Source organism: Streptomyces sp. NPDC001858 (assembly GCF_053594615.1).
On the sequence record NZ_JBSFEV010000009.1, the window covers coordinates 25,626 to 47,445 of the forward strand.

18 protein-coding genes are annotated in these 21,820 nt (G+C 70.9%); 5 read left to right on the forward strand and 13 right to left on the reverse strand.

What is annotated here, in order from left to right:
• Nucleotides 1–7: 7 nt before the first annotated feature.
• From dnaK to ACWCPF_RS15225, 4 genes are read left to right on the forward strand one after another with little or no spacing between them, the layout of a single operon-like run.
• Nucleotides 8–1,843 (forward strand): molecular chaperone DnaK, encoded by a 1,836-nt coding sequence (gene dnaK, locus ACWCPF_RS15210; RefSeq protein WP_451045486.1) that lies wholly within the window; start codon nucleotides 8–10, stop codon nucleotides 1,841–1,843.
• Nucleotides 1,840–2,496 (forward strand): nucleotide exchange factor GrpE, encoded by a 657-nt coding sequence (grpE, locus tag ACWCPF_RS15215; protein ID WP_451045487.1) that lies wholly within the window; start codon nucleotides 1,840–1,842, stop codon nucleotides 2,494–2,496. The genes dnaK and grpE overlap by 4 nt, the downstream gene beginning before the upstream one ends.
• 42 nt (nucleotides 2,497–2,538) lie before the next feature.
• The gene (gene dnaJ, locus ACWCPF_RS15220; protein ID WP_451045488.1) at nucleotides 2,539–3,720 is read left to right on the forward strand and encodes a molecular chaperone DnaJ; all 1,182 of its coding nucleotides are present in this window, start codon (nucleotides 2,539–2,541) and stop codon (nucleotides 3,718–3,720) included.
• A gap of 5 nt (nucleotides 3,721–3,725) precedes the next feature.
• The gene (locus tag ACWCPF_RS15225) at nucleotides 3,726–4,178 is read left to right on the forward strand and encodes a heat shock protein transcriptional repressor HspR (protein WP_351918986.1); all 453 of its coding nucleotides are present in this window, start codon (nucleotides 3,726–3,728) and stop codon (nucleotides 4,176–4,178) included.
• A gap of 82 nt (nucleotides 4,179–4,260) precedes the next feature.
• Here ACWCPF_RS15225 and ACWCPF_RS15230 read toward each other — a convergent pair whose 3' ends face one another.
• Nucleotides 4,261–6,945: a hypothetical protein gene (locus ACWCPF_RS15230; protein WP_451045489.1), complete on the reverse strand. Its 2,685-nt coding sequence runs from the start codon at nucleotides 6,943–6,945 to the stop codon at nucleotides 4,261–4,263.
• A 168-nt stretch (nucleotides 6,946–7,113) separates the two neighbouring features.
• Between ACWCPF_RS15230 and ACWCPF_RS15235 the strand changes: the two genes are divergently transcribed.
• The gene (locus ACWCPF_RS15235; RefSeq protein WP_451045490.1) at nucleotides 7,114–7,569 is read left to right on the forward strand and encodes a hypothetical protein; all 456 of its coding nucleotides are present in this window, start codon (nucleotides 7,114–7,116) and stop codon (nucleotides 7,567–7,569) included.
• 38 nt (nucleotides 7,570–7,607) lie between these two features.
• On the opposite strand, the gene ACWCPF_RS15240 is transcribed toward ACWCPF_RS15235, so the two are convergent.
• The 12 genes from ACWCPF_RS15240 to ACWCPF_RS15295 all read right to left on the reverse strand — a co-directional run bounded on the left by ACWCPF_RS15240 (nucleotide 7,608) and on the right by ACWCPF_RS15295 (nucleotide 21,605).
• The gene (locus ACWCPF_RS15240) at nucleotides 7,608–7,877 is read right to left on the reverse strand and encodes a hypothetical protein (RefSeq protein ID WP_451045491.1); all 270 of its coding nucleotides are present in this window, start codon (nucleotides 7,875–7,877) and stop codon (nucleotides 7,608–7,610) included.
• Between the two features lie 23 nt (nucleotides 7,878–7,900).
• Nucleotides 7,901–9,412: a WhiB family transcriptional regulator gene (locus tag ACWCPF_RS15245; RefSeq protein WP_451045492.1), complete on the reverse strand. Its 1,512-nt coding sequence runs from the start codon at nucleotides 9,410–9,412 to the stop codon at nucleotides 7,901–7,903.
• A 133-nt stretch (nucleotides 9,413–9,545) separates the two neighbouring features.
• Nucleotides 9,546–10,229, reverse strand: a complete 684-nt coding sequence (locus ACWCPF_RS15250) for a hypothetical protein (RefSeq protein WP_451045493.1) — start codon at nucleotides 10,227–10,229, stop codon at nucleotides 9,546–9,548.
• Nucleotides 10,230–10,233: 4 nt separating this feature from the next.
• Nucleotides 10,234–11,649, reverse strand: coding sequence for a hypothetical protein (locus ACWCPF_RS15255; RefSeq protein ID WP_451045494.1), 1,416 nt, complete (start codon nucleotides 11,647–11,649; stop codon nucleotides 10,234–10,236).
• On the reverse strand, nucleotides 11,646–12,254 hold the full coding sequence (locus tag ACWCPF_RS15260) for a hypothetical protein (RefSeq protein WP_451045495.1): 609 nt from the start codon (nucleotides 12,252–12,254) through the stop codon (nucleotides 11,646–11,648). The genes ACWCPF_RS15255 and ACWCPF_RS15260 overlap by 4 nt, the downstream gene beginning before the upstream one ends.
• A 37-nt stretch (nucleotides 12,255–12,291) precedes the next feature.
• Entirely contained in the window at nucleotides 12,292–12,921 is a 630-nt protein-coding gene (locus tag ACWCPF_RS15265) for a hypothetical protein (RefSeq protein ID WP_451045496.1), read from the reverse strand.
• A 36-nt stretch (nucleotides 12,922–12,957) separates the two neighbouring features.
• Complete coding sequence (locus ACWCPF_RS15270) at nucleotides 12,958–15,189, reverse strand: hypothetical protein (protein WP_451045497.1); 2,232 nt, start codon at nucleotides 15,187–15,189, stop codon at nucleotides 12,958–12,960.
• Between the two features lie 100 nt (nucleotides 15,190–15,289).
• Complete coding sequence (locus ACWCPF_RS15275) at nucleotides 15,290–15,988, reverse strand: hypothetical protein (RefSeq protein WP_451045498.1); 699 nt, start codon at nucleotides 15,986–15,988, stop codon at nucleotides 15,290–15,292.
• 41 nt (nucleotides 15,989–16,029) lie between these two features.
• On the reverse strand, nucleotides 16,030–19,014 hold the full coding sequence (locus tag ACWCPF_RS15280; RefSeq protein ID WP_451045499.1) for an ATP-binding protein: 2,985 nt from the start codon (nucleotides 19,012–19,014) through the stop codon (nucleotides 16,030–16,032).
• Between the two features lie 36 nt (nucleotides 19,015–19,050).
• Nucleotides 19,051–19,536: a hypothetical protein gene (locus tag ACWCPF_RS15285; protein WP_451045500.1), complete on the reverse strand. Its 486-nt coding sequence runs from the start codon at nucleotides 19,534–19,536 to the stop codon at nucleotides 19,051–19,053.
• 64 nt (nucleotides 19,537–19,600) lie between these two features.
• Nucleotides 19,601–19,864 carry a TrbC/VirB2 family protein gene (locus tag ACWCPF_RS15290; protein ID WP_451045501.1) on the reverse strand — a complete coding sequence of 88 codons (264 nt, stop codon included), beginning with the start codon at nucleotides 19,862–19,864 and terminating at the stop codon, nucleotides 19,601–19,603.
• Between the two features lie 61 nt (nucleotides 19,865–19,925).
• Nucleotides 19,926–21,605, reverse strand: a complete 1,680-nt coding sequence (locus tag ACWCPF_RS15295; protein ID WP_451045502.1) for a conjugal transfer protein — start codon at nucleotides 21,603–21,605, stop codon at nucleotides 19,926–19,928.
• Nucleotides 21,606–21,820 lie beyond the last annotated feature (215 nt).

Genomic DNA, 21,820 nt, shown 5'->3' on the forward strand with positions numbered 1-21,820 from the left:
GATCACCATGGCACGTGCGGTCGGCATCGACCTGGGCACAACCAACTCCGTCGTGAGCGTTCTGGAGGGCGGCGAGCCCACCGTCATCACCAACGCCGAGGGTGCCAGGACCACGCCGTCCGTCGTCGCCTTCGCGAAGAACGGCGAGGTGCTTGTCGGCGAGGTCGCCAAGCGCCAGGCGGTCACCAACGTGGACCGGACCATCCGTTCGGTGAAGCGTCACATGGGCACCGACTGGAAGATCGAGCTCGACGGGAAGCACTTCAACCCGCAGCAGATGAGCGCGTTCATCCTGCAGAAGCTGAAGCGCGACGCCGAGGCGTACCTGGGCGAGAAGGTGGCCGACGCGGTCATCACCGTCCCGGCGTACTTCAACGACTCCGAGCGCCAGGCGACGAAGGAAGCCGGCGAGATCGCCGGTCTCAACGTCCTTCGCATCGTCAACGAGCCCACTGCGGCCGCGCTCGCGTACGGCCTCGACAAGGACGACCAGACGATCCTCGTCTTCGACCTCGGCGGCGGCACGTTCGACGTGTCCCTCCTGGAGATCGGTGACGGCGTCGTCGAGGTGAAGGCCACCAACGGCGACAACCACCTCGGCGGCGACGACTGGGACCAGCGTGTCGTCGACTACCTGGTGCAGCAGTTCAAGGCCGGCCACGGCGTGGACCTCGCCAAGGACAAGATGGCGCTGCAGCGTCTGCGCGAGGCCGCCGAGAAGGCGAAGATCGAGCTGTCCTCGTCCACCGAGACCTCGATCAACCTGCCCTACATCACGGCGTCCGCCGAGGGCCCGCTGCACCTGGACGAGAAGCTCACCCGCGCCCAGTTCCAGCAGCTGACGGCCGACCTGCTGGAGCGCTGCAAGACGCCGTTCCACAACGTCATCAAGGACGCCGGCATCAACCTCTCCGAGATCGACCACGTCGTTCTCGTGGGCGGCTCCACCCGGATGCCCGCCGTCGCCGAGCTCGTCAAGGAGCTGACCGGCGGTCAGGACGCCAACAAGGGCGTGAACCCGGACGAGGTCGTCGCCATCGGCGCCGCGCTCCAGGCCGGTGTCCTCAAGGGCGAGGTCAAGGACGTCCTGCTGCTCGACGTGACCCCGCTGTCCCTCGGCATCGAGACCAAGGGAGGGATCATGACCAAGCTCATCGAGCGCAACACCACGATCCCGACCAAGCGCTCGGAGATCTTCACGACGGCCGAGGACAACCAGCCGTCCGTCCAGATCCAGGTCTACCAGGGCGAGCGCGAGATCGCGGCCTACAACAAGAAGCTCGGCATGTTCGAGCTGACCGGTCTGCCGCCCGCCCCGCGCGGCGTCCCGCAGATCGAGGTCGCCTTCGACATCGACGCCAACGGCATCATGCACGTGACCGCGAAGGACCTGGGCACGGGCAAGGAGCAGAAGATGACCGTCACCGGCGGCTCCTCGCTGCCGAAGGACGAGGTCGACCGCATGCGCCAGGAGGCCGAGCAGTACGCGGACGAGGACCACCGCCGCCGCGAGGCCGCCGAGGCCCGCAACCAGGGCGAGCAGCTCGTCTACCAGACGGAGAAGTTCCTCAAGGACAACGAGGACAAGGTCCCGGCCGAGGTCAAGACCGAGGTCGAGGCCGCCGTCGAGGAGCTGAAGGCCGCGCTCAAGGGCGAGGACACCGCCGAGATCCGCACGGCCACCGAGAAGGTCGCCGCCGTCTCCCAGAAGGTCGGCCAGGCCATGTACGCCGAGGCCGGCGCGCAGGGCGCCGAGGCCCCCCAGGCCGGCGCCCCGAAGGCCGACGACGACGTCGTGGACGCCGAGATCGTGGACGACGAGCGCAAGGACGGTGCCGCGTGACGGAGGAGACCCCGGGCTTCGAGGAGAAGCCCGACGTCCCCTCCGGCGCCACCCCTGAAGACGCCGAGCCGAAGGCCGCCCCCTCCTCCGCCGCGGCGGAAGGGGCGGCCCCGGCCGGGGACGCGAACCAGACAGCCGCTCTGGTGGCCCAGTTGGACCAGGTGCGCACCGCCCTCGGCGAGCGCACCGCGGACCTCCAGCGCCTCCAGGCGGAGTACCAGAACTACCGCCGCCGGGTCGAGCGCGACCGGATCGCGGTCAAGGAGATCGCCATCGCGAACCTCCTGACCGAGCTCCTGCCCGTGCTCGACGACATCGGCCGCGCGCGGGAACACGGCGAACTCCTCGGCGGCTTCAAGTCGGTGGCCGAGTCGCTGGAGACCGTCGCGGCGAAGATGGGCCTGCAGCAGTTCGGCAAGGAGGGCGAGCCCTTCGACCCGACGATCCACGAAGCCCTCATGCATTCGTACGCGCCCGACGTCACCGAGACGACGTGCGTGGCGATTCTGCAGCCGGGGTATCGCTTCGGCGAGCGCACCATCCGCCCCGCGCGGGTGGCCGTCGCCGAACCGCAGCCCGGCGCGCAGCCCGTGAAGGCCGAGGACGGCACCGAGGCAGGCGACGACAAGGACAACGGCCCTGAGGAGGGCTGACGTAGACAGCCAGCGGAACACCGGAAAGGGGGCACGTCGAGGATGAGCACCAAGGACTTCATCGAGAAGGACTTCTACAAGGTCCTCGGCGTTCCCAAGGACGCCACCGAGGCCGAGATCAAGAAGGCGTACCGGAAGCTCGCCCGCGAGTTCCATCCGGACGCCAACAAGGGCAACGCCAAGGCGGAGGAGCGCTTCAAGGAGATCTCCGAGGCGAACGACGTCCTTGGCGACCCCAAGAAGCGCAAGGAGTACGACGAAGCGCGCGCGCTCTTCGGCAACGGCGGCTTCCGCCCGGGCCCGGGCGCGGGCGGCTCGTTCAACTTCGACCTGGGCGACCTCTTCGGAGGCGGCGCCCAGGGCGGCGGCGGTGCTCCGGGCGGCTTCGGCGGCGGCATCGGGGACGTCTTCGGTGGACTGTTCAACCGGGGCGGGGCGGGCGGTACGACCCGTACCCAGCCCCGGCGCGGGCAGGACATCGACACCGAGGTCACCCTCACCTTCACCGAGGCGATCGAGGGGGCGACGGTTCCGCTGCGGATGTCCTCGCAGGCCCCCTGCAAGGCGTGTTCGGGCACCGGCGACAAGAACGGCACACCGCGCGTGTGCCCGACCTGCGTCGGCACCGGCCAGGTGGCACGGGGCTCCGGCGGAGGGTTCTCCCTCACCGACCCCTGCCCCGACTGCAAGGGCCGCGGCCTCATCGCCGAGCATCCGTGCCTGGACTGCAAGGGCAGCGGTCGCGCGAAGTCGTCCCGGACCATGCAGGTCCGCATCCCCGCGGGTGTGACGGACGGGCAGCGCATCCGGCTGCGCGGCAAGGGCGGTCCGGGTGAACGGGGCGGCCCGTCGGGCGACCTGTACGTCGTCGTCCATGTCGGCGCGCACCCCGTCTTCGGCCGCAAGGAGGACAACCTGACGGTGACCGTGCCGGTGACGTTCACCGAGGCGGCACTCGGCGGCGAGATCAGGGTGCCGACGCTCGGGGGACCGTCGCTGACCCTGAAGCTGCCCCCCGGCACGCCCAACGGCCGCACCATGCGGGCGCGGGGCAAGGGCGCGGTCCGCAAGGACGGCACTCGCGGCGACCTTCTGGTCACCGTCGAGGTGAGTGTGCCCAAGGACCTGTCGGGGAAGGCTCGTGACGCGCTGGAGGCGTATCGCGAGGCGACCGTGGGGGAGAACCCGCGGGCGGAGCTGTTCGAGGCCGCGAAGGGAGCCTGAGAGTGATGGACGGCCGTCGGCGTAACCCGTATGAACTGACCGAGGAGACCCCGGTCTACGTCATCTCGGTGGCGGCCCAGCTCTCCGGCCTGCACCCGCAGACGCTGCGTCAGTACGACCGCCTGGGCCTGGTCTCCCCCGACCGCACCGCCGGCCGGGGCCGACGCTACTCGGCCCGGGACATCGAACTGCTCCGCACGGTGCAGGCGCTGTCCCAGGACGAGGGCATCAACCTCGCCGGCATCAAGCGGATCATCGAGCTGGAGAACCAGGTCGCCGCGCTCCAGTCCCGCGTCGCGGAAATGGAATCGGCGCTGGACGGCGCGGCTGCGGCCATGCAGCAGCGGGAAGCGGCGGTGCATGCCTCGTACCGGCGGGACCTGGTGCCGTACCAGGAGGTCCAGCAGACGAGCGCGCTGGTGGTCTGGCGGCCGAAGCGGCAGCAGTCGTCCGACTAGTCGTCCGACTGAGGCACACGCGTGTACATGAGGGAGGGGCGGCCTGGTGCCGCCCCTTTCGCATGCGCGTCGCTGCTGCGGGTCAGCCGCCCAGGCCCAGGTCCGGCTTCGGCGGTTCGTAGCCGGGGGGTTGTTGCTGCGGCCGCCGGCCGGGAGCGGTGGGCGGACGGGCCGTGACGCCCGGGAGGCGGCCCGCCTGCCACAGGTGCGCGCCGGGGATGTGGGGGGTGGGGGCCGGCTCCGGGGCCGGACCGGTCTCCTGCCCGTGCTCTTGCACTTCGTCCTGGCCTTGCTCCGGGCCGCGCCAGCGTTGCGGGATCTCGTTCGTGCGCCGGACGGCGTTCTCGTCGCCCGCTGCCGCCGCCGCGACGGCGCGTGCGCGCAGGGCGCTCTGGCGGGCGATCGGGGAGAAGCCGGGGGCGGCGTTCCCCGTCTCGGACGGCAGTCCGCGGATCCCCATCCGGTTCAGCTCGGCCTGGATCTCCGTCTCGGGGGCGAATATCTCGCGCGGCAACTGCCAGGAGGCGGCGCCGTCCACGTCGACGCGGTGTTCATGGCCGTCGACGGCGAAGGTGAGGCCGTAGCCGATGTACTGGTCGTCCCGGTCGAACTGCAGGTCGCCGGAGATCTCGCCGCCGCGGTCGCGGACCTCGTTCGCGAGGGTCTGGAGGGCGGGCGGGAGCGGGTTGGTGCGGCCGAGGCTGGTGACGTAGCCGTCGCCTCGGACCGCCTTCTCCTCCTCGGTGTCCGGGTCGGCGTAGGAGACCTGGAAGGCGGTCCGGTTCTCCTGCTCGTCCCAGTAGGTCTCGATGGCGCCCACCCGTGCCCTGACGAAGCTCAGCCGCTTCTCGCCGTCCGGTCCGTGGCCGTACTTCTCCTCCATCGCCGGGAACTGGACCTGGTGCTGCAGCGCCGGCGGCGTCCCCGAGCCGATGATCGTGACGTGGGCGTCGGGATTCTGCATGAGGATGATCTCCGCGTTGGCGACGGCGGTTCCGCCGGTGCCCACGACGATCCATTTCTTTGCGGCGTGGGGGTCGAAGCGGCTCTCGGCGACCTCGTCGCCCAGCAGCGCCCGGCCCGGCGCGGCCTCGCGGGCCGACTCCCACTGCTGCGTCGCTTCGAGGGCGGTGAAGCAGTTGCCCATGCGGGCGGCGTCGGCGTCGCCCAGGCCGGAGATGAGGGACTCGCGCAGCGACGGGTGGGAGTTCAGGGCGTCGAGGACGGTGCGGGCGTCCGCGTTCCCCCGCTCGGCCTGGGTCAGCCAGGCACGGATGTCGCCCGCTTCGGGAAGCACCTGGTCCTCGTGCCCCGCCAGTTCTCGCAGGCGGTCGCCGATCAGACGGACGGCCTCGCTCCGGCTCTCCACGGCGGGGGCTTCGCGCGGCATTCCGGGCAGGATCTCCGGGGTCAGGCCGGTGGCGATGCTGGGGGTTCCGTCGCAGGCGACCCAGAGGGGGTCCGCGCTCTCCTTGCCGTCGGCGCCCAAGGGCCGCACCTCGGCGAGGAGTTCGCCGTCCCGGCCGAGCCGCAGCCGGGCATGGCCGTTCACCAGGTCGCCCTGGGTGGCGAGTTGGTCCTCCCAGACGCGGACGGCGTGGATGGAGATGCGGTTCCGGGGATCCTGGACCGCCGAGTACGGGTCGACGCCCATCCAACGGGCGAGATCCCGGTCCTGGTCCGCGGACTGGACGATGCCGGCGCCGGGGTCCAGGTGCCAGCGGCCGGCGCCGTCGATCAGGAGGGCGTCCGGACTGCGTCCGGTGAGGCTCGCTCCGCCGCCGATCACCACCTGCCGCAGCGGGAACTCCCCGACGGCGAGCTGCCCCTCCAGCGTCTGCACGGTGCGCTCGCTGACCTGGGCGCGGTAGCCCGCCCACGCCACGGCGGAGGGTTCCAACTCGTCGCGGGGGAGGGGGAGGCCGTTCTGGTCGTAACCGGGGAGCGGCATGGTGATGTCCCGACGCCCGATGAACGCCTCGACCTGACGGTCGGCGCGCAGGGCGGCGTCCCGGGACGCCTGGAGGGCGGTGGCGTCGGCGGGGGAGAGGTGTTCCACGGGGTGGGCGAGGGTGTCGACCAGGAGGCGGGCATCGGGCGAGAGGTGCGGGGTCGAGGCGAAGAACCGCTTCCTGGCGGCGGCGTTCTGCGCCCGGAACGCCTCCTCGTCGGCGACGGCGGCCACCGGCCGCAGGCCTGTGCCGTCGAGCAGTGCCGAGAACTCGGCCCGCGCCTGCAGCCGTTCCTGCTCCGACAGGCCGGCCACGGTGCTGCGATCCGCGAGCCAGTTCAACTGGCCGACCCGCCCGTGATCCTGGCTCGACAGCTCGGGCCGGTCACCGATTTCGGTTCCCTGGTTCAGGAGGTTCTCGCGTACCGGCGCAAGCCCCTGACCGGAACGGTCGCGCACGGCGACGAGTTCCCCCACCTCGTGGGCGAGGACGCGGGACAGCTGCCCGCTCGGCAGCCGGTCGGACAGCTGCAGGAGGTAGTAGCCCGACGTCGTGTTCGTCACCGTGTAGGCGACGGTGCCCGTCTCCATCGGAATGGCGTCCACGCAGATCTTGGCCGAGCCGCCCTGGGAGTCCTCCAGCAGGAAGTGCTCACGTTCATTGTCTGCAGCCGCCACTTTGCGGAATGCGCCGAAACGTTCCCCCAGGACGATGGACGCCACGGCTTCCAGATCGCGTTCCGCCGCCGCGACCAGCGTCGCCTGTCGGGCACGCAGCTCCGCGTCGGTCGCCTCTTCGGATTCCGGTAGCAGCACGTCCCCCGTACCTTCCGTCTGCATCTTCGTCAACGGCCGTAGGATCATGTCATGTTGACTGCGCGCTCAGCCTTCGAAGCCCACCTCTACATGGATCTGCATCCCTGTGAGTGCGGTTCCGGCGACTTCGAGCGGCAGCATCGGCTGGAGCAGCACGGGGATGATCTCGTGGCGGTGTACGAGGGGCCGTGCCGGCAGTGCGGCACGACTCGTCGTTTCGTCTTCCGGATGGCGGAGGAGGTTCCGCCGCCTCCGCCCGCTTTCGGCGGGCCCGAGCCGTCGCAGATCATCGACCCGGGGGAGTTCCTCGACGTCGCCTTCCGGATCGCGGAATCGACGGGGGTTCAGCTGCTCAACGCGCCGGAGTCCGAGCACTACAAGCATCGCGATGCTGTGGCCTATGCGCTCGCCGCTTATGAAGAGGTCATCAAGTTCATTCCGCCGGGGCAGGACGCGGTTCCCGCCAGTGCTTTCACCTCCGAGGTGGGCAAGGGCCGCTATCAGCGGGAGCCGGGCAACTTCCGTCGGGAAGTGCTCGAACTGAGCATCAGGAACTCACGGGCCGTGCTGGCCGACATCGACCGGGCCGGCGCCCCGCCCGCCGGCCCCGGCCCCACCGACTGAGGGTTCCGCTGCGGCGCCGTCGTGGGCGCTGAAGCTGTTCAGCCGAGTTGTTCCGTCGTGCCGTCCGGGTGGATGAGGAGGCGGATCGCGCCGCCGTAGCGGTTGTCGGTGATGGTGGCCGGGGTGGGCGCGCCGAGTTGCTGGGCGCGCTGTTGGAGGATCGACAGGACGACGTCCTGGATGTCGCCGTAGGGCGGAGCCGTGACCGGGACGCCGTCGATCAGACCGGCGTTGGGGGAGAAGACGTGCACCTGGGCGTCCGCCATGGCCGGGGGCGGGGGCGGGGGTGTGGGCGTCGGTTCGGTCATCGGGGCGGTGGGTTCCTTCCGGCTCAGGCGCTCTTCGCCGCGTCCTGCTCGGGTCGGCCGGGCAGGCCGGGGACGGCAGCGGCGTCGGGGACGTCGGGGACGTCGGGGACGTCCATGGTGCGAGCGTACGTGCCACGGGCGAGGCGTTGTAGGCGGCCCGACTTGACCAGGGCGGACAGGACGTTGCTGATCGTCTTCGAGGGGTCGCCGTAGACGCCGGGCGGCAGCGCGCGCAGGACGTCGCGGGAGGAGAAGGGGCCCGGGAAGGTGGCCACGGCCGTTTCGACGGCGGCGCGGATGCTCGGGGTGTCGGGGGCGCCCGGGTGGGTGGGCCGGCCGGCGGCCGTGGGCGACGTCTTGCCGGCCGGGGCCGGGTGGGGGAGGCAGGCGCGGACGCCCTGCAGCGCGGTGCGGATCGGCTCCAGGCGGACCTCGTCGTCGGCCGAGGTCGCGGCGAGCATCGTCGCCACCTTCTCGATGTTGGCGAGGGCGGACGTCAGTTCGCGCAGCAGCGGTTCCAGGAAGTCGCGGCGCAGCGCGGCCACCGGGTCGGTGGTGGCGAGCTCGACGGAGACCGAGCCGGTCAGGGCGCGGAGGGGGGCGTGGAGCGGGGCGCCGGTGTCGGCGGCGGCCTCGGCCGGGTCGTCGCAGCAGCCTTCCGGGGCCACCGCCTCCACAGCCTTGCGCACGGCGCGCAGATGCTCCGGCAGCTCCGGCGCGATGTCGCCGCCGGGCACGCTCGCCAGCATCGTGACCAGCTGCTCCAGGCTGTCGAGCGTGGGCAGGGCGGAGCGGATCAGCGGGACCAGCAGGGCCTGTCGTACGGCCTGGGCGGGATCCTCGTACGAGAAGGCGATCCGCTGCCCGGACTCGGCCGCTGGCATGTCCTCGCTCCTGCTTTCCGGGTGGGCGTGTCTGGGTGTCCGCTGCGGGGTGGTGTGCTCGTGCAATTGCCTGGGTATAGCGGGCAACTCGCGGCGCAGCGCGGCCAGTTGCTCCTGGCGGGCGTCGAACGCGTCGAGGATCCGCTCCAACTCGGGCAGCCCGCGCTCGGCGGCGTGCCGGGCGGCGGCGTCGGTGGTGCGGGAGCGCAGGCGCAGGAGACGCCGGGAGGCGTCGCCACTGGTGCTGACCCCTGTGGTGCCGCCGGGGCCGTCGCCGGTGTGGGTCGGGAGGTTGCCGTTGGCGTCGCCGATGCCGAGCGCGCGGCGGATCCAGCGGCGGTCCTCCAGCGTCGTCGCGGCCGTGTAGCCGGACGGCTCCGCTTGTGCGATCGCGTCCTGGAGGCACTCCTGCCACAACGGACAGGAAGCGCACAGGTCGCGGGCGGTGCGCAGCAGGACGAGGTGCTGGTGGCGCTGTTCGGGAGAGATGTCCGGGATGCCGGTCGACGTCTCGGTCGACGCCTCCAGCAGCGGGTGCTGGTAGACGTCCGGTCGGCGCTGGCAGGGCAGGGCGGCGTCCGGTATGTGAGCTCCCGGCCCATGTACCGGTCCGCGCGTCGGCCGTGCGTGCAGCACCGTATGGCTGGCCATACGCATGTGTGTAATCCCCCGTGATGATCCGTGATCGGAGGGGACTCTAGAACGACCCGTCAACCCGGTGCAACGCATCTGCAAAGCATGTGCCGTTCTGGCACAGTGACGAGACGAAAAGTTCACACGGGCCTCAACTGTCCGCCGGGTCACTGGTTTTGCGCTGCCGCAGTCGGCCAAGTACCCGACGGGCACGGGCCACCACGGCTTTCGCGCTGTTTCCGCGCAAGGCCAGAACGCCGATCACTCCCAGGAATCCGAGCGGTACGCCCGCTTCGGGCAGGAACATCCCGACGAGCGACGCGATGACGAGGATCACATCCGCGAGCACGACGGTGACGCCGCGTCGGCCCGGGTGTTCCTTCACCATCCACGCGCCGAGAAGCGCCATGCCGGCGAGCGCCCAGTAGCCGAGGGCGGCCTGGCCGGTGACGGTCGCACTTGTGGACATACGGGCCGAGTCGCCCACGGCGGAGAACAGCCCGGTGAACGCGGCCGAGAGGATCGTCGCCCCGAGGCCCAGGAGGAGCTGGCCACGGCGGCGGAGCAGCCAGACCACCGCGCCGAGGACGGCCAGGGCGCAGACCGTGAGGAAGCTGGAGCCGCTCTCGGAGGCGATGGCGAACAGCGTGTAGGCGGCGGCGAGGCCGAAGACGATGCGGGGGAGGAGCCTGACCGCCCAGGAGTCGTTCTCGTCCTGGTGGAGGAGGCGGCGGAGGTGGGAGAGGCGGGGGAGGCGGGGGAGCTCTGTGGCGGAGGCGCGCGGGGTGGTTGGGGTGGTTCGGGTGGGTGAGGTGCGGTTCGTGGGTCGGGTCATCGGGTCACACCCCTATTCCGGAGTCGCGCGACTGCTCGGGGGCCGGAGGGGCCTGCGGGGCAGCCGCGGGGGTCGCGTTCTTGGCCGCGGGGGCGATCGACTTCGGCTGTGGGGTGACGCCGGGCAGGAAGTTGTGGGTGGAGGCGACGCCGGCGGTCTTCACCGGGCCGGCCGGAGGCTGGGGCGCCGCCGGTCCCGCCTTGACGTTCACCGCGACGCCGGGGAGGTACTGGCCGTGGGCGCCGGCCGCCTCGGAGGACGGGGCTGTCGTCGGCGAGTCCTGTTCCCGGGCGGGGACTTCGGCCGCTGGCGCCGGGAGGGTGGGCGACTCGGGGAGCGCCGGTCCCGTCTCGGCGTCGACTTCGGCGTCCGGGACGTACCGGCCGTGCGTGCCGGACGCCTCCGGCAGGGCTGTCGGCTGGGCTGCCGGCTGGGAGTCCCATCCTCGGCTGCGGAGGTCGGCCGCCCACTCCTGGTCCTCGATACCGGGCAGCGTGACCTCGTGATCAGGGCGCAGGACCTTGATCTCCTCGACGAGTCTCTCCACGTCGGCCGCGCGGGCGGGGCCGTCCATGGTCGCCACCCGGGCGCACACCTCCAGGACGGCGGCGCGCTGGGCCTCGGGGGTGGGGAGCGCCGCCAGCTGCTCCAGGTCCAGGTAGCCGGCCTTGGTCAGCGGCGTGTACTTGGCGTCGTTCTCGTTGGACGCGAAGGTGTGGACCTGTGCGCGGACGGCCTGGGAGGCCAGCAACTCCTGCGTCTCCGGGGCGAGATCCGCGTACTTCTGCGCCGGCGCCGGGTACATGAACTGGATGATGTCGAGCTTGCCGTCCTGGCGGAGTTGCCGGGACTCCGTCTGGAAGGCGACGGTGTTCGGGTTGAGCTCGGCCATGAAGAAGAGGGCTTCGTGCTCGGTCTTCGCGGCGTACTTCTCGGAGAGCGTGCCCCAGGCGTCGTAGGCGAAGTCCCTGCCCTCGTCCTTGGTCAGCTTGAGTTCGTTCTGCACCTGGGGGTCCCACAGGTGGAGTTCGCCCAGGGCCTTGCCGCCAGGAGTGCCCTCCAGATACCGCAAGGTCTCCGGGACGATCGAGTTCTGCGCCTCCGTGTAGGCGGCCGCCATGTGCATGCTGTAGAGCGCTTCCTCGGTATGCACGTCGAGGCCGGGATGGTCTTCCAGTTGGTAGGACCAGAAGGTCGACCTGGTGTCCGGGTCGGGAAGCTCGACGTCTTGGGCGGCTGCGAATTCCCTGAGCCGTATGCGGAGCTGTTCCCGGTACTCGTCGGGGGACAGACCGCCGATGCCCTCGCGCAGCCTCTTTCCGATCCGCCTGGCCTGGGCAGGTGTCAGGGCGGCCTCGCCCGTCCGCTGGCGGTCACGGGCATCGTCGAGGACCTGGTCCGAGACATGTACCTGGATCACACGGCCTCCGGCGGATAACAGTCGACGTTGATGCGCGCGCTTCGCAGCTCGCCCGGCACCAGGGCGGATCCCAGGCTGACGGTGAGTACGGTGATGCGTCCTTCCGGACTGTCCTCGCGCCACAAGGCCATGCGATAGGGGTCCATGTCCTCCATGCGGAGGTCGCGCGGCATGAGCCAGTGCCGGTCGTGCGGCGGTTCCGGGAAGGCGGGGTCGTCCCAGGCGCCGGCGAAGGCAGGTTCACCGAGTACGGGGCGTGCCGCCGCCACGTACGCGGCCCAGGTCGTGGCCGCCTGGGCGAGGACCTCCTCGTTCTCGGACGTGTTCTCTGCCCACATGTCCCAGCTGGTCCAGCTGAGCTGCTTGACCGGTGCCCAGCCGGCCTCGCGCACCGGGTAGAGCCCGAACCACTCGCCCGTCGCGCTGCGCACCGACAGCACCCGTTCCGCCGACGTCGGCGTCCAGCCGAACAGGGCGCACCAGTCGTCCAGCGCCTGGCCGGGGTTCGGCGGGCCGGCCCAGACGGCGGGCCAGTCCACGTGCTCGAGTGCCTTGAACTCCTCGGCCAGTTGTCCGGGGCTGCGGTCGATCCTGAGGGTCGTCATCGCCTGTCACCTTCCTCGCGTTCCGCACGGCTGCGGTTCATCCGAGCCGCGCCTGCCGTCGGGACTCCGCGTGGGCGGGGTCGTGGCAGGCGAGTCCGATCCTCGCATCGGCCGGTACCGGACCCCTTCGTGCTCTCGCGCCCAGCGTCATCCTGAGCTCGAAGACCGGCGCCTGCGGCACCCGGAACCGCCACACCGCGACGCGGTAGGGATCCTGGTGCTCCTCGCGCCACCGGGCGTCGGGCCAGGCCCCCGGACCCGGCAGCTCCGGGAAGTCGGGCGTGTCCCAGGCGCCGTCCTGGACCGGGTTGCCGAGCAGGCCGCGCAGGGCGGCCAGGCAGGCGGCCCAGCGGGCCTCGGCCAGATCGGCGACCTGCTGGTTCTCGTCCGTGTCCCGGGCCCGGGCCGCCCACACCGTGTGGTCGATCCGGGTCACCGGGCGGGCCGGCGCCGCCGAGGCCAGCAGCAGGCGGCCGCCCAGGGCGGTACGGACCCGTAGGCCGCCCTGGAACCACAGCGGCTGCCAGTCGAAGCCGGCGCACCAGGCCGCCCGCTTCTCCGTGCCGTCCGGGACACCCGCCCACACCGTGGGCCAGTCCACGCCGATGAGCCGCTCCAGTTCCGCGACCAGTTGGCCGGGGGTGCGGTCGGCGGTCAGGACGGGCATCGGTGGCTCCTCGCAGGCTTACGCGGGTGGGTGGGGTCAGACACGGCCGCTGGGGCCTCGGGGGTCGCGGGGCGGCGGGGGCGAGGGCAGGGAGGGGGCTGCGGGCGGCGTGGTGGGCGCCGGGCGGGGACGCGGGGCCGGCTGCTGTGCCGGCTGCTTGGGAGCGGGAGCGGGAGCCGGAGTCGACGCCGGTGCCGGTGCCGGAGCCGGTGCGGGATTCGGTGCCGGGCGGGGCTCCGACGGTGTCGCGGGCTGCGGTGACGACTGGCCGGTGCCGCCGCTGACCCGACGACCGCGCCCGGGCTTCGCCTCCGGGTCCGGACCCTTCCGCGCTTCGAACTCCTCCCGGGTCATCTCGTGCTGCATGCGCGTCGTCTCCGCCGACTGCTGCTGAGTCTTGCGCTGCTCACGCTTGGACTGACCGATCCATCCCCATTGCTGCATCTTCTCGCGGCCCTTGCCCCCGGCGATGACCTTGTCCGCCACGCGCGCGGAGCCTCGGGCGCCACCGCTCACGACGCGGCCCGTGGTCTTGGCCGTGGAGGCGGCGAGGCCCGGCGCCATGGCGGTCACCTTGCCGGCGGCGTCCCGGATGCCGAGCGCGTCCTCGCCGCCCGCCACCTGCGGGGTGAAGTTCCCGCCGAGGAGCTTCTTGAGCATCATCACGACGGCGACGGTGACCAGGAGCAGCATGAGCAACTGGGTGCCGAGGGCGATCTGCGCGGGCAGGATCATCTGGTACAGCACGAGCAGCACGGTGAGGATGACTCCGAAGCCCGCGCGCAGCACGAAGCTGTGGATGAACGTCTCGAGCCAGCTCTTCAGCAGCTTCTGCTGGGAGGGGTGGATGCCGAGCGTGGCCACCAGCGGCAGCAGCATGACCAGGATCAGCGTGACCGCGTGCCAGAGCAGGGTGAGCGCGCTGAGCGCGAGGACCATCACGCCGACGATGAAGGCGGCCACGAGGGAGTAGAAGGCGATGCCCACCCGGTCGGTGGCGTTCTTGCCGGCCCAGTCGTTGAAGGCGACGGGGTAGATGGTGCCGTCCGCCGCCTCCTCACTGACGGCGATGTCCATGCGGATCTTCTCCCACTCGCCGAACTTGTCGCCCTTCGGCTTGGCCGAGCCGCGTTGGCTGTCGACATTGGTCCAGGACTGGGCGACGGCCTGGCGGACGCGGAGGTCGCCACAGCGGGCTCCGTCCTTCTGGCCCCAGTAGCAGGTGTAGTTGGTGCCGCTGCTGAACGTGCAGGTCCCGTCCTCGGCGGAGACCTTTCCGTTGCTGTCGTTCCTGAAGATGCAGTTCGCGCCCACGTCGCCGAACTGGCCCATGGCCCAGGGACGGAAGGCGAGCGTGTCGTACATGGCGCAGCTCGACAGGCGCAGGCCCACTTCTCCGGGCTCGTCCCTGCCGTTGTTCGGCAGATCGCACGGACTCTGCATCTTGCCCGAGACGCCCGCGAGGACGGTCGAGCTGAGCGCCGAGTTGGCCTTGGCGATCCATTTGTCCGAGCTCTCGACGACCCTGTCGTAGTTGTTGCCCGTGAGGAACGCCATGACGGCGATCACGGTCAGGGCGGTCCAGGAGACTCCCGCCCACACCTCACGCATGTCGCCCTTGCGCCACTTCGTGAACACCCAGAGGCCGACCAGCAGGATCATGACCGTGACGGCGGGCTTCAGGACGTTGTCACGAAGGGTCGTCACCACGTTGTCGCGGCCGGAGTAGAGGCCGGAGAAGGGACTCGGGTTGGACGCCATCTCCTTGATGGAGATGGAGAACCGGGTGAGCACCTTGGTGCCGTAGAAGACGGCGTCCGCTATGCCGTTGTTGACATAGGCCATGACCTGGCAGGAGTCGGCCCCACTGCCCCACGAGCCGTTCTCCTCGGAGGCGTCGCCCTTGCCCTTGAAGGTCATGGACCAGTTCAGGCCGCGCATGCCGTTGAGCTCGTACAGGGTGTAGTGCGCCGCCTGGTCCGGCTCCACCGGGAAGGAGCCCCTGACCGTGCCCGACTGGTCACCGAGGTTCTTGGAGCCGTCGCCGTCCTTCCACTGCACGACAGCGGGCATGATGCCCTCGCCATTACTGCCCGGCGAGTCCATGTGGTAGCTCTCGTCGCCGGTGAAGTTGCAGGCGAAGTCCGCGTACGCCGAACTCGGCGCGGCCAGGGTGAGGGCGATCAGCGCCAGCACCACGAAGAGGCCGGCGCGGGCGGCCACACCGGCTTTCCGTATGCGACGGCTCAGCGCGTTGCGCGGATGCATCTGTATTCCTTCGGGGTACGCGTGGGCAGGGTGAGGTGCTCGAGGTGCGGGCTCAGCCGCCGTAGCAGTCGCTCAGCGCACAGCGGATCGGCAGGTCTGCCTACTGGTCCAGGGGATCGAGGAGGTAGTTGGTCAGTACACAGCCGCTCGCCAGCGCATCCTGCGTGCGGTAGCCGTCAGGAGCCTTGAAATCGGGGTCGCAGTTCTCCAGCAGCAATCCGGCTTCGAGGAGGGTCTTGCTCGCCTGGTAGTTCGTGGGATCGAGGACGAAGTCGGCGCCGAAGAAGAACTTTCCGCGCTTCCCCTTTTCCGTCCAGCCGTTGTCCTTCGCGCTCTCCAGGGCTTTCTTGCGGTAGTTCTCCTGGAACGCCTTCATGTCGTTCGGCAGATAGATGACCCAGCCACCCACGTCGGACCGGGTCTCCCCGCAGAAACCGGACAGCCTGATCGACCAGGCGTCCGCCTCACGCTTCCGGTCGGCGTCGTCGGAGTCGGTGGCCGGGCCGAGGAACCCTTCGGCAGGCGTCCCCTGACCGCTCTCGTCGTCGGTGAGGTTGTCGCACGGGAGCCCCGCGCCGGTGATGAACTCCTGGACGTCTCTCAGCGTCTTGGCGCTGGGCAGGCTCGCGGAACCGGAACCGGAACCGGAACCGGAACCGGAGCCCGACGTGGAAGCGGACGTCGAAGAGGAGGCCGTGGCGCCGTCGCCGTCGGCGTCCGAGTCGGAACCGCAGCCGGTCAGCGCGGTGAGCAGGGCGACGGAGACGATGCCCGTGGGCAGGAGCTTGGACAGGGACATGGGGACGCTTGCCTCCTGGGACGAGACGGGTTCGGGCGAGGTCATACGGCGGCCGATTCCGGCGTTGCGGGCCGGGAGGCAGCCGGGTCCTCCTCGACCTCCTGGAGGAAGGTCCAGTCCCACACGCTCAGTGGCGGGTTGACGCCCTGGCGGGCCGGGCGGGTGGTGCCGTTGGTGTCCGTGGCGGCCAGGATCTCCTTGAAGACCAGGTCGACGGCGACCGTGCCGACGCGTTTGTCCGCGTCGCGCTGGAGGCAGACGCCGGTGCGGAGTTCCTGCAGCGCGGCGATGACCTTCGGGTCGTTCTCCGGGCGGCCCAGCAGCGGGGCCACCAGGGACGCCTCCTGCGCCGACTTCTGCTTGAAGGCGAAGACCGTGTGGATCTGGTTGGCGCCGCCGCTGCGGGCCTCGGAGTCCTCGATCTGGACCAGGTCGATGGCCTGCTGGGTGATCAGGACGGTGACCGCGAGATAGGAACGGCCCTGCTTGAGCGCGCGGCGCATCAGGTCGCGGCCGGACTCGGTCGCGGTGACGACGTACGCCTCGTCGACGAAGAGCGCCTTGGGGCGCAGTCCGATCTCGCCGGTCACCGGGTTCTTCTCGTAGCCGACGTCGAGCATCTGGCTGCCCAGCTCCACGACCGCCATCAGGGCCGTCGCGGCGAGGCGTTCCGCCGGGTTCCAGCTGCGCGGGTCGGAGGCCGCGGGGGACTGGAAACCGCGCAGGGTGATGACCGTGCGGCGCTTGCGCATGCTGGACAGCGGCTGCGGGCGCTCGGCGAAGGAGAGCCGGGCGTACGGCAGTGTGCGCAGCTCGGTGAGGAGCATCTGCGCGAGCTTCAGGTCCTTGATCGCCTCCCGGTCGCCGGACGCGACCGCCTGGTCGTACGCCGCGACGACCTCGTCGACGACCTGCCACAACGTCGGCCGGGGGACGGCGAGTTCGGCGTCGCGGGCCGTGTGGCCCTGCTCGACCGCCTGGCGGATCGCGGAGTTGTAGCGGCCGATGACCGTCGCCATGCCCTCGATGACGGGGAGGCGGACGCGCTGGTAGTCGTCGTCGCCGAGGAAGCCCCGGAGCATGGACTCGGCGAGCAGCCGGCCCGCGGGGATGTCCCGGGCGATGACCCACGGGTCCAGGACGCCGGCCTGGCCCTTGAGGAGGTCGACGACCTCCGTCTCCGCCCAGAACTCGGGGTTCACCGGGTGGAACCGGCTCTCCGGGGTGCCCAGGAGGCCCTGCTCGGCGTCGCCCGCGAAGGCGGGGTCGTTCACCTGGGAGCCGAAGGCCAGGTAGTAGCACAGCTGGGCGAAGTCGGTCTTCGGGTCGATGACCAGGCAGCGGACGCCGGACTCCGACTCCTCGTAGAACTTCTGCAGGGCGAGGGACGACTTTCCACCGCCCGACGCGCCGACGATCGCCAGGCCACCGCCGTCGTTGCGGGCCGGGCCGACGTGCAGCGAGTAGTGGACCGGCATCTTGCCCGCCCAGCCGACCAGGTTGCCGACCCAGCCCAGCCGCTTGCCGGACCGCTGCTCGGGGTTGTCGCCCAACTCCGTGCCCGCGGTGGGCAGTCCGGCGCCGAGCTGCTCGACCTCCTGGAGCCGCAGGTAGGGAGCGATCGGCAGCTTGGGCGCGTCGCCCGGGAGTTGGGACTGGAGCAGTCGCCACTGCTGGCGGGTCGGGCGCAGCAGCGTGACCTTCAGGTCCTGCTTGAACTGCATCTCCAGCACGCGGCGGCGGCGCTCCAGCTCCTTCACGTCGTGCGCGGAGATCGTGAAGCGGATCTGCGCCTCCATGCCCGGCATCTTGTGCTCGTCGATGTCGTCGACGAGCTCCTGCGCGCGGGTGACCTGCGTGGCCAGCTTGGTGTCGGGGCTGCGGCCCGAGTTGGCCATGTCGTTCATCTCGTCGACCAGGTTGCCGCGGATCTTGTCGGCGCGGTCCTTGAACTTCAGGTACGGGATGAGCGTGAACCGCATGTCGATCTCGACCGGGAACTCCACGTGCTGGGCGGCGTAGCGGGCCCAGGCGGTGGACTGGCGGAAGCGGGTCTCGGCGGGCCAGTTGGCGGCGACGAGGGTGGTGGTGTAGCTGGTCTGCTGCTCGCCGGTGACCTCGTCGTACTGGTTCAGCACGATGTGCGTCTTGCGGTTCTCGCCGGAGAAGTCGACGACCAGGTCGAACTGGTCGGGTCCCCAGGCGCGCGAGCCGAGCACCGGCTCCGGCGGGACCGGGAGGTCGCCGTGCAGCGGCTTGCGGATCAGCCAGACGAGCTCCTCGCGGCTGAGCGGGGTGCCCTTGAGGCCCTCCAGGCTCTCGTGGACCTCGACGGCCGTCTGCGTCCACTCGGCGAGGACGTGCGGGGAGAGGTACTCGTCGGCGACGCCGGTCGCGGTGGCGGCCACCTGGTCGGCGGCGCCGCGGACGCCCCGGAGGAGACCGGGCTCGTTGTACGGCTCGTCGTCCTGGGCGAGGACACCGCTGCCGCCGCTGGAGCGCTTCAGCGAGCCCAGCTTCACCAGCAGGATGTTGCGCTCCCGCTTGGCGCCGATGCGCTCCTGGTACTCGGCCTTGCGCAGGTTGTACGCCTTGTAGTTCTCGGTGGGCTCCCAGGCGATCGCGTTCAGCTCCTCCGCCCAGGTCAGCGCGGTGATCGGCTGGTAGACCTTGCGGTAGTGGCACTCGACGTTGCGGTCGCCGCGGGCCAGGTTGAGCAGACCGCGGGCCGGGCCCTCGGCCATCGCCTGGAGCTCGCCGGCGTTCAGGTACTCGTCGATGGCGTTGGGCAGGACCATGCCCGTCCACACCGAGTCGCCGTGCACGAAGATCATGTCGTCGGCGTAGCGGTAGGGGAGGCGGAGGTCCTCGCGGCGAGTGGCGGCCGCCGCGCCGGACGGCTTGGAGCGTCCGGCGGAGGAACTCCTGCCGCCGCCCTGGCCGTTCTTCTTGCTCGACGAAGCGGCCATGATCATGGCGACCACGAAGAAGGCGGCCGCCCCGCCCAAAAGGATCAACATGAACATGGAGGACTCATCCTGCGGTAGTTGACGTGTAGGGGGTCAGCGGTAGGTGGAGAAGGCGCTGCCGCGCGCTGCGGCGGCCCGGCGAGCGGCGTCGTAGCGGGCCTGCCAGCGCGGCGAGCCGGGGGTGAAGAGGATGACCTGCCAGTGCAGTTCCTCGGGTTCCTGGTCCGCGGCGAGGCCTTGCAGGCGCTTGGGCTGGAACCACCAGTCGGTCCACACCACGATCTGCTGGCTCAGCGTGAGCGCCGAGGGCAGCGGCCGTCCCCAGACGAAGTAGACGGCGAACGGCGGCCCGAAGTAGAGGATCGACGTCCACATCGACATGCCGAGGAACGGCAGGAACGCCGACATCGTGAACAGCGTGACGAGCCAGACCAGCCCGAAGCCGAAGGCCGCGCCCAGCGCGGGCAGCAGCAGGCCCGGCAGCGGGATGTTGCCCCAGTTCCAGATCCGCTTGGGGCGGTTGACCAGATCGGTGTGGTCGTACGCGACCAGCGGCTCCGGCGGTGCCTCCTGGCTCATGTCTGCGAACTCCCCTGATTGGGACGGCTACTGACGGTCCGTCGGGCAGGGCCCGAGGGGAAGGTCAGTTGCCGCCGCCGATCTCTGTGCCGAGGCCGATCAGCACACCGGCGAGGCCGCTGGCGCCGCCGATGATCAGGGCGGCGAGCGCGATCATGCCGAAGCCCTGGAAGGCCTCGCGCATGCCGTCGCCGCGCTTCATCGACAGCAGCATGCGGATGCCGAGGACGAGCAGGGCGATGACGGCGACCATGGTGCCCGCGTTGCGGAGGATGTCCTCGATCTTTCCGAACATCTCGTCCAGGGTCGTACCGGCAGCCAGGTACATGGTGATTCCTCTCGGGTGGTGAAGTGGTGCTGAGCGGTGGTGTGAGGGTGGCGCGGTCCGGTCAGGACTTGGGCGGCTTGGCGCCCGCGGACGACGGGGTGGTCGTGGTGGCCGAAGTGGAAGGGGAGGCCGCGGCGGACGGGGAGGCGGTTCCCGTCGCGGCACCGCTGCCGGTGTCGTCGCTGTCGGCTCGGCCGCCCTGCTCGTCGAGCACACCGCCCCGGATGTCCTTGATGAACCAGCCCTGGGCCGTGTTCACCATCGTCATCCGGTACGCGCGGCTGACGACGACGCCCTTGGCGTCGCTCCAGTCGACGGCCACGCGCACCTGGACGGCCTGTCCGGCGCTGTAGGCGTACGGGTCGGTGTCCTGCAGGCTCGTCGGGACGAGCGCGACGACGGTGCCGACCTGCGGGTTCGCCAGGCTCCCGGAGAGGCCGGTGGTGGCCGTCAGCGTCGCGTCGGGCGTGATGAAACGGGACATCGCGGTCGCGTCGGAGGCCCCCCAGGCTGCGAAGTAGCCCGGCAGAACCTTCTGCTGGAGCTGCGTGGACAGGGCTTCGTCCACGACCTCGTCGCTCTGGTCGACCTCCGGCACGTCCGCGCGCGCGGGCAACGGCATCTGGCCGACGTCGCCGGCGATGCGCATCCCCTCGCCCGTCTTGAGGTTCTGCACGTACACCGGGACGGTGAGCGTGGTGAGCGCCCCGTCGTCCGTCCGGACCTGCACTCCGATGTAGCGGCCGTGGTCGCCGAACTCGGGAAGGTTCTCGGCGGTGCCGTCCCAGGTCGCGGAGAGCGCCTTGCTGGTGCCCTCTCCGCTCCAGCCGCACTCGGGGTCGACGCCGGCGGAGGCGTAGCGGGCCAGGCCGGTCCGGCGCGCGGACGACGTGTCCGGGGAGAACGTCATGCACAGCTGCGCGTACTGCTCGGCGAAGGCCGCCGCCTGCTCGGTGGGGAACTCGGTGAGCCGGTAGCGGGTCGCGTCCGCCGCGTCGAGTCCGGCAGCGGTGGTCGTGGAGGACTTGCCGACCACCAGCCCCATCACGCCGCACGACCCCAGCGCGAACACGCATGTGGTGATCAGGAGTGTGGCGCGCAGCGCGACGTGCGTACGGCGTCCACCGCTGGGGATGCGGCCACCGGGCTTGGGGACGTCGAAGTCTCGGGCGGGCGCGGGCCTGAAGGCGGTGTGCGCGGAGGCGGCTGCGCCCGTGGCCGGGGCGGTGGCGGTCGTCGGGCGGGGTGCGGTGGCGGAGGCGCCGGCGGCCGGTGCCTGGGAGGTGGGCCGGGCCGTCACGGCGGGCGCAGGCGCGGCGGGTGCGGGCGCGGTGGGTGCGGTGGCGGCGTAGGCCGTCGTGGCGCCGCCGTGCTTGCGCTGCTCCTTCTCCGCCTTCTTCTGCTCGTACGCCGCCTTGCGCGCAGCCCGCTCCCGCTCCCGCTTCTCCTTCTTGGACTCGCCTTGGGGACGCGTCTCACGCGGCGGCAGCGACGGCACGGCGGCCTGGCCGGCCCGGGGCGTGTTGCGCACCCAGGCGGCGGCGACCTGGGCGCGGGCCGCGTCGGAGGGGAGCTGCTGGGGCTGGGCGGGCTGCGGCTGCTGCGGGGCGGCGCCGTGCTGGGCATGCCCTTGCCCCTGCCACGCCTGCTGCGGCGGCTGCTGGGAAGGACCGAAGGACCCGGGCTGCCCGGAAGGCTGGCCTCCGCCGACCGCGCCAGCAGGGCTGTTGTGGTCTGTCATCGAGTCGGTTACTCCAGCGAGTCGGTTCCCCGTCCGCCTGGGCGGGTCACGACCGCACCGCACGACGGGCCCTGGCCCGGCCAGGTGCGCTTGGCAGTGTGACAAAGTCCTGTCACCGGACCGGTGTCGCTTTCCTCGCCGGGACTTCGGGAATTCCCGACGCGGTGTGCGGGGGGAATCGCGTCGGGAAAACTGTCAGGGACACGCCGGGAGGA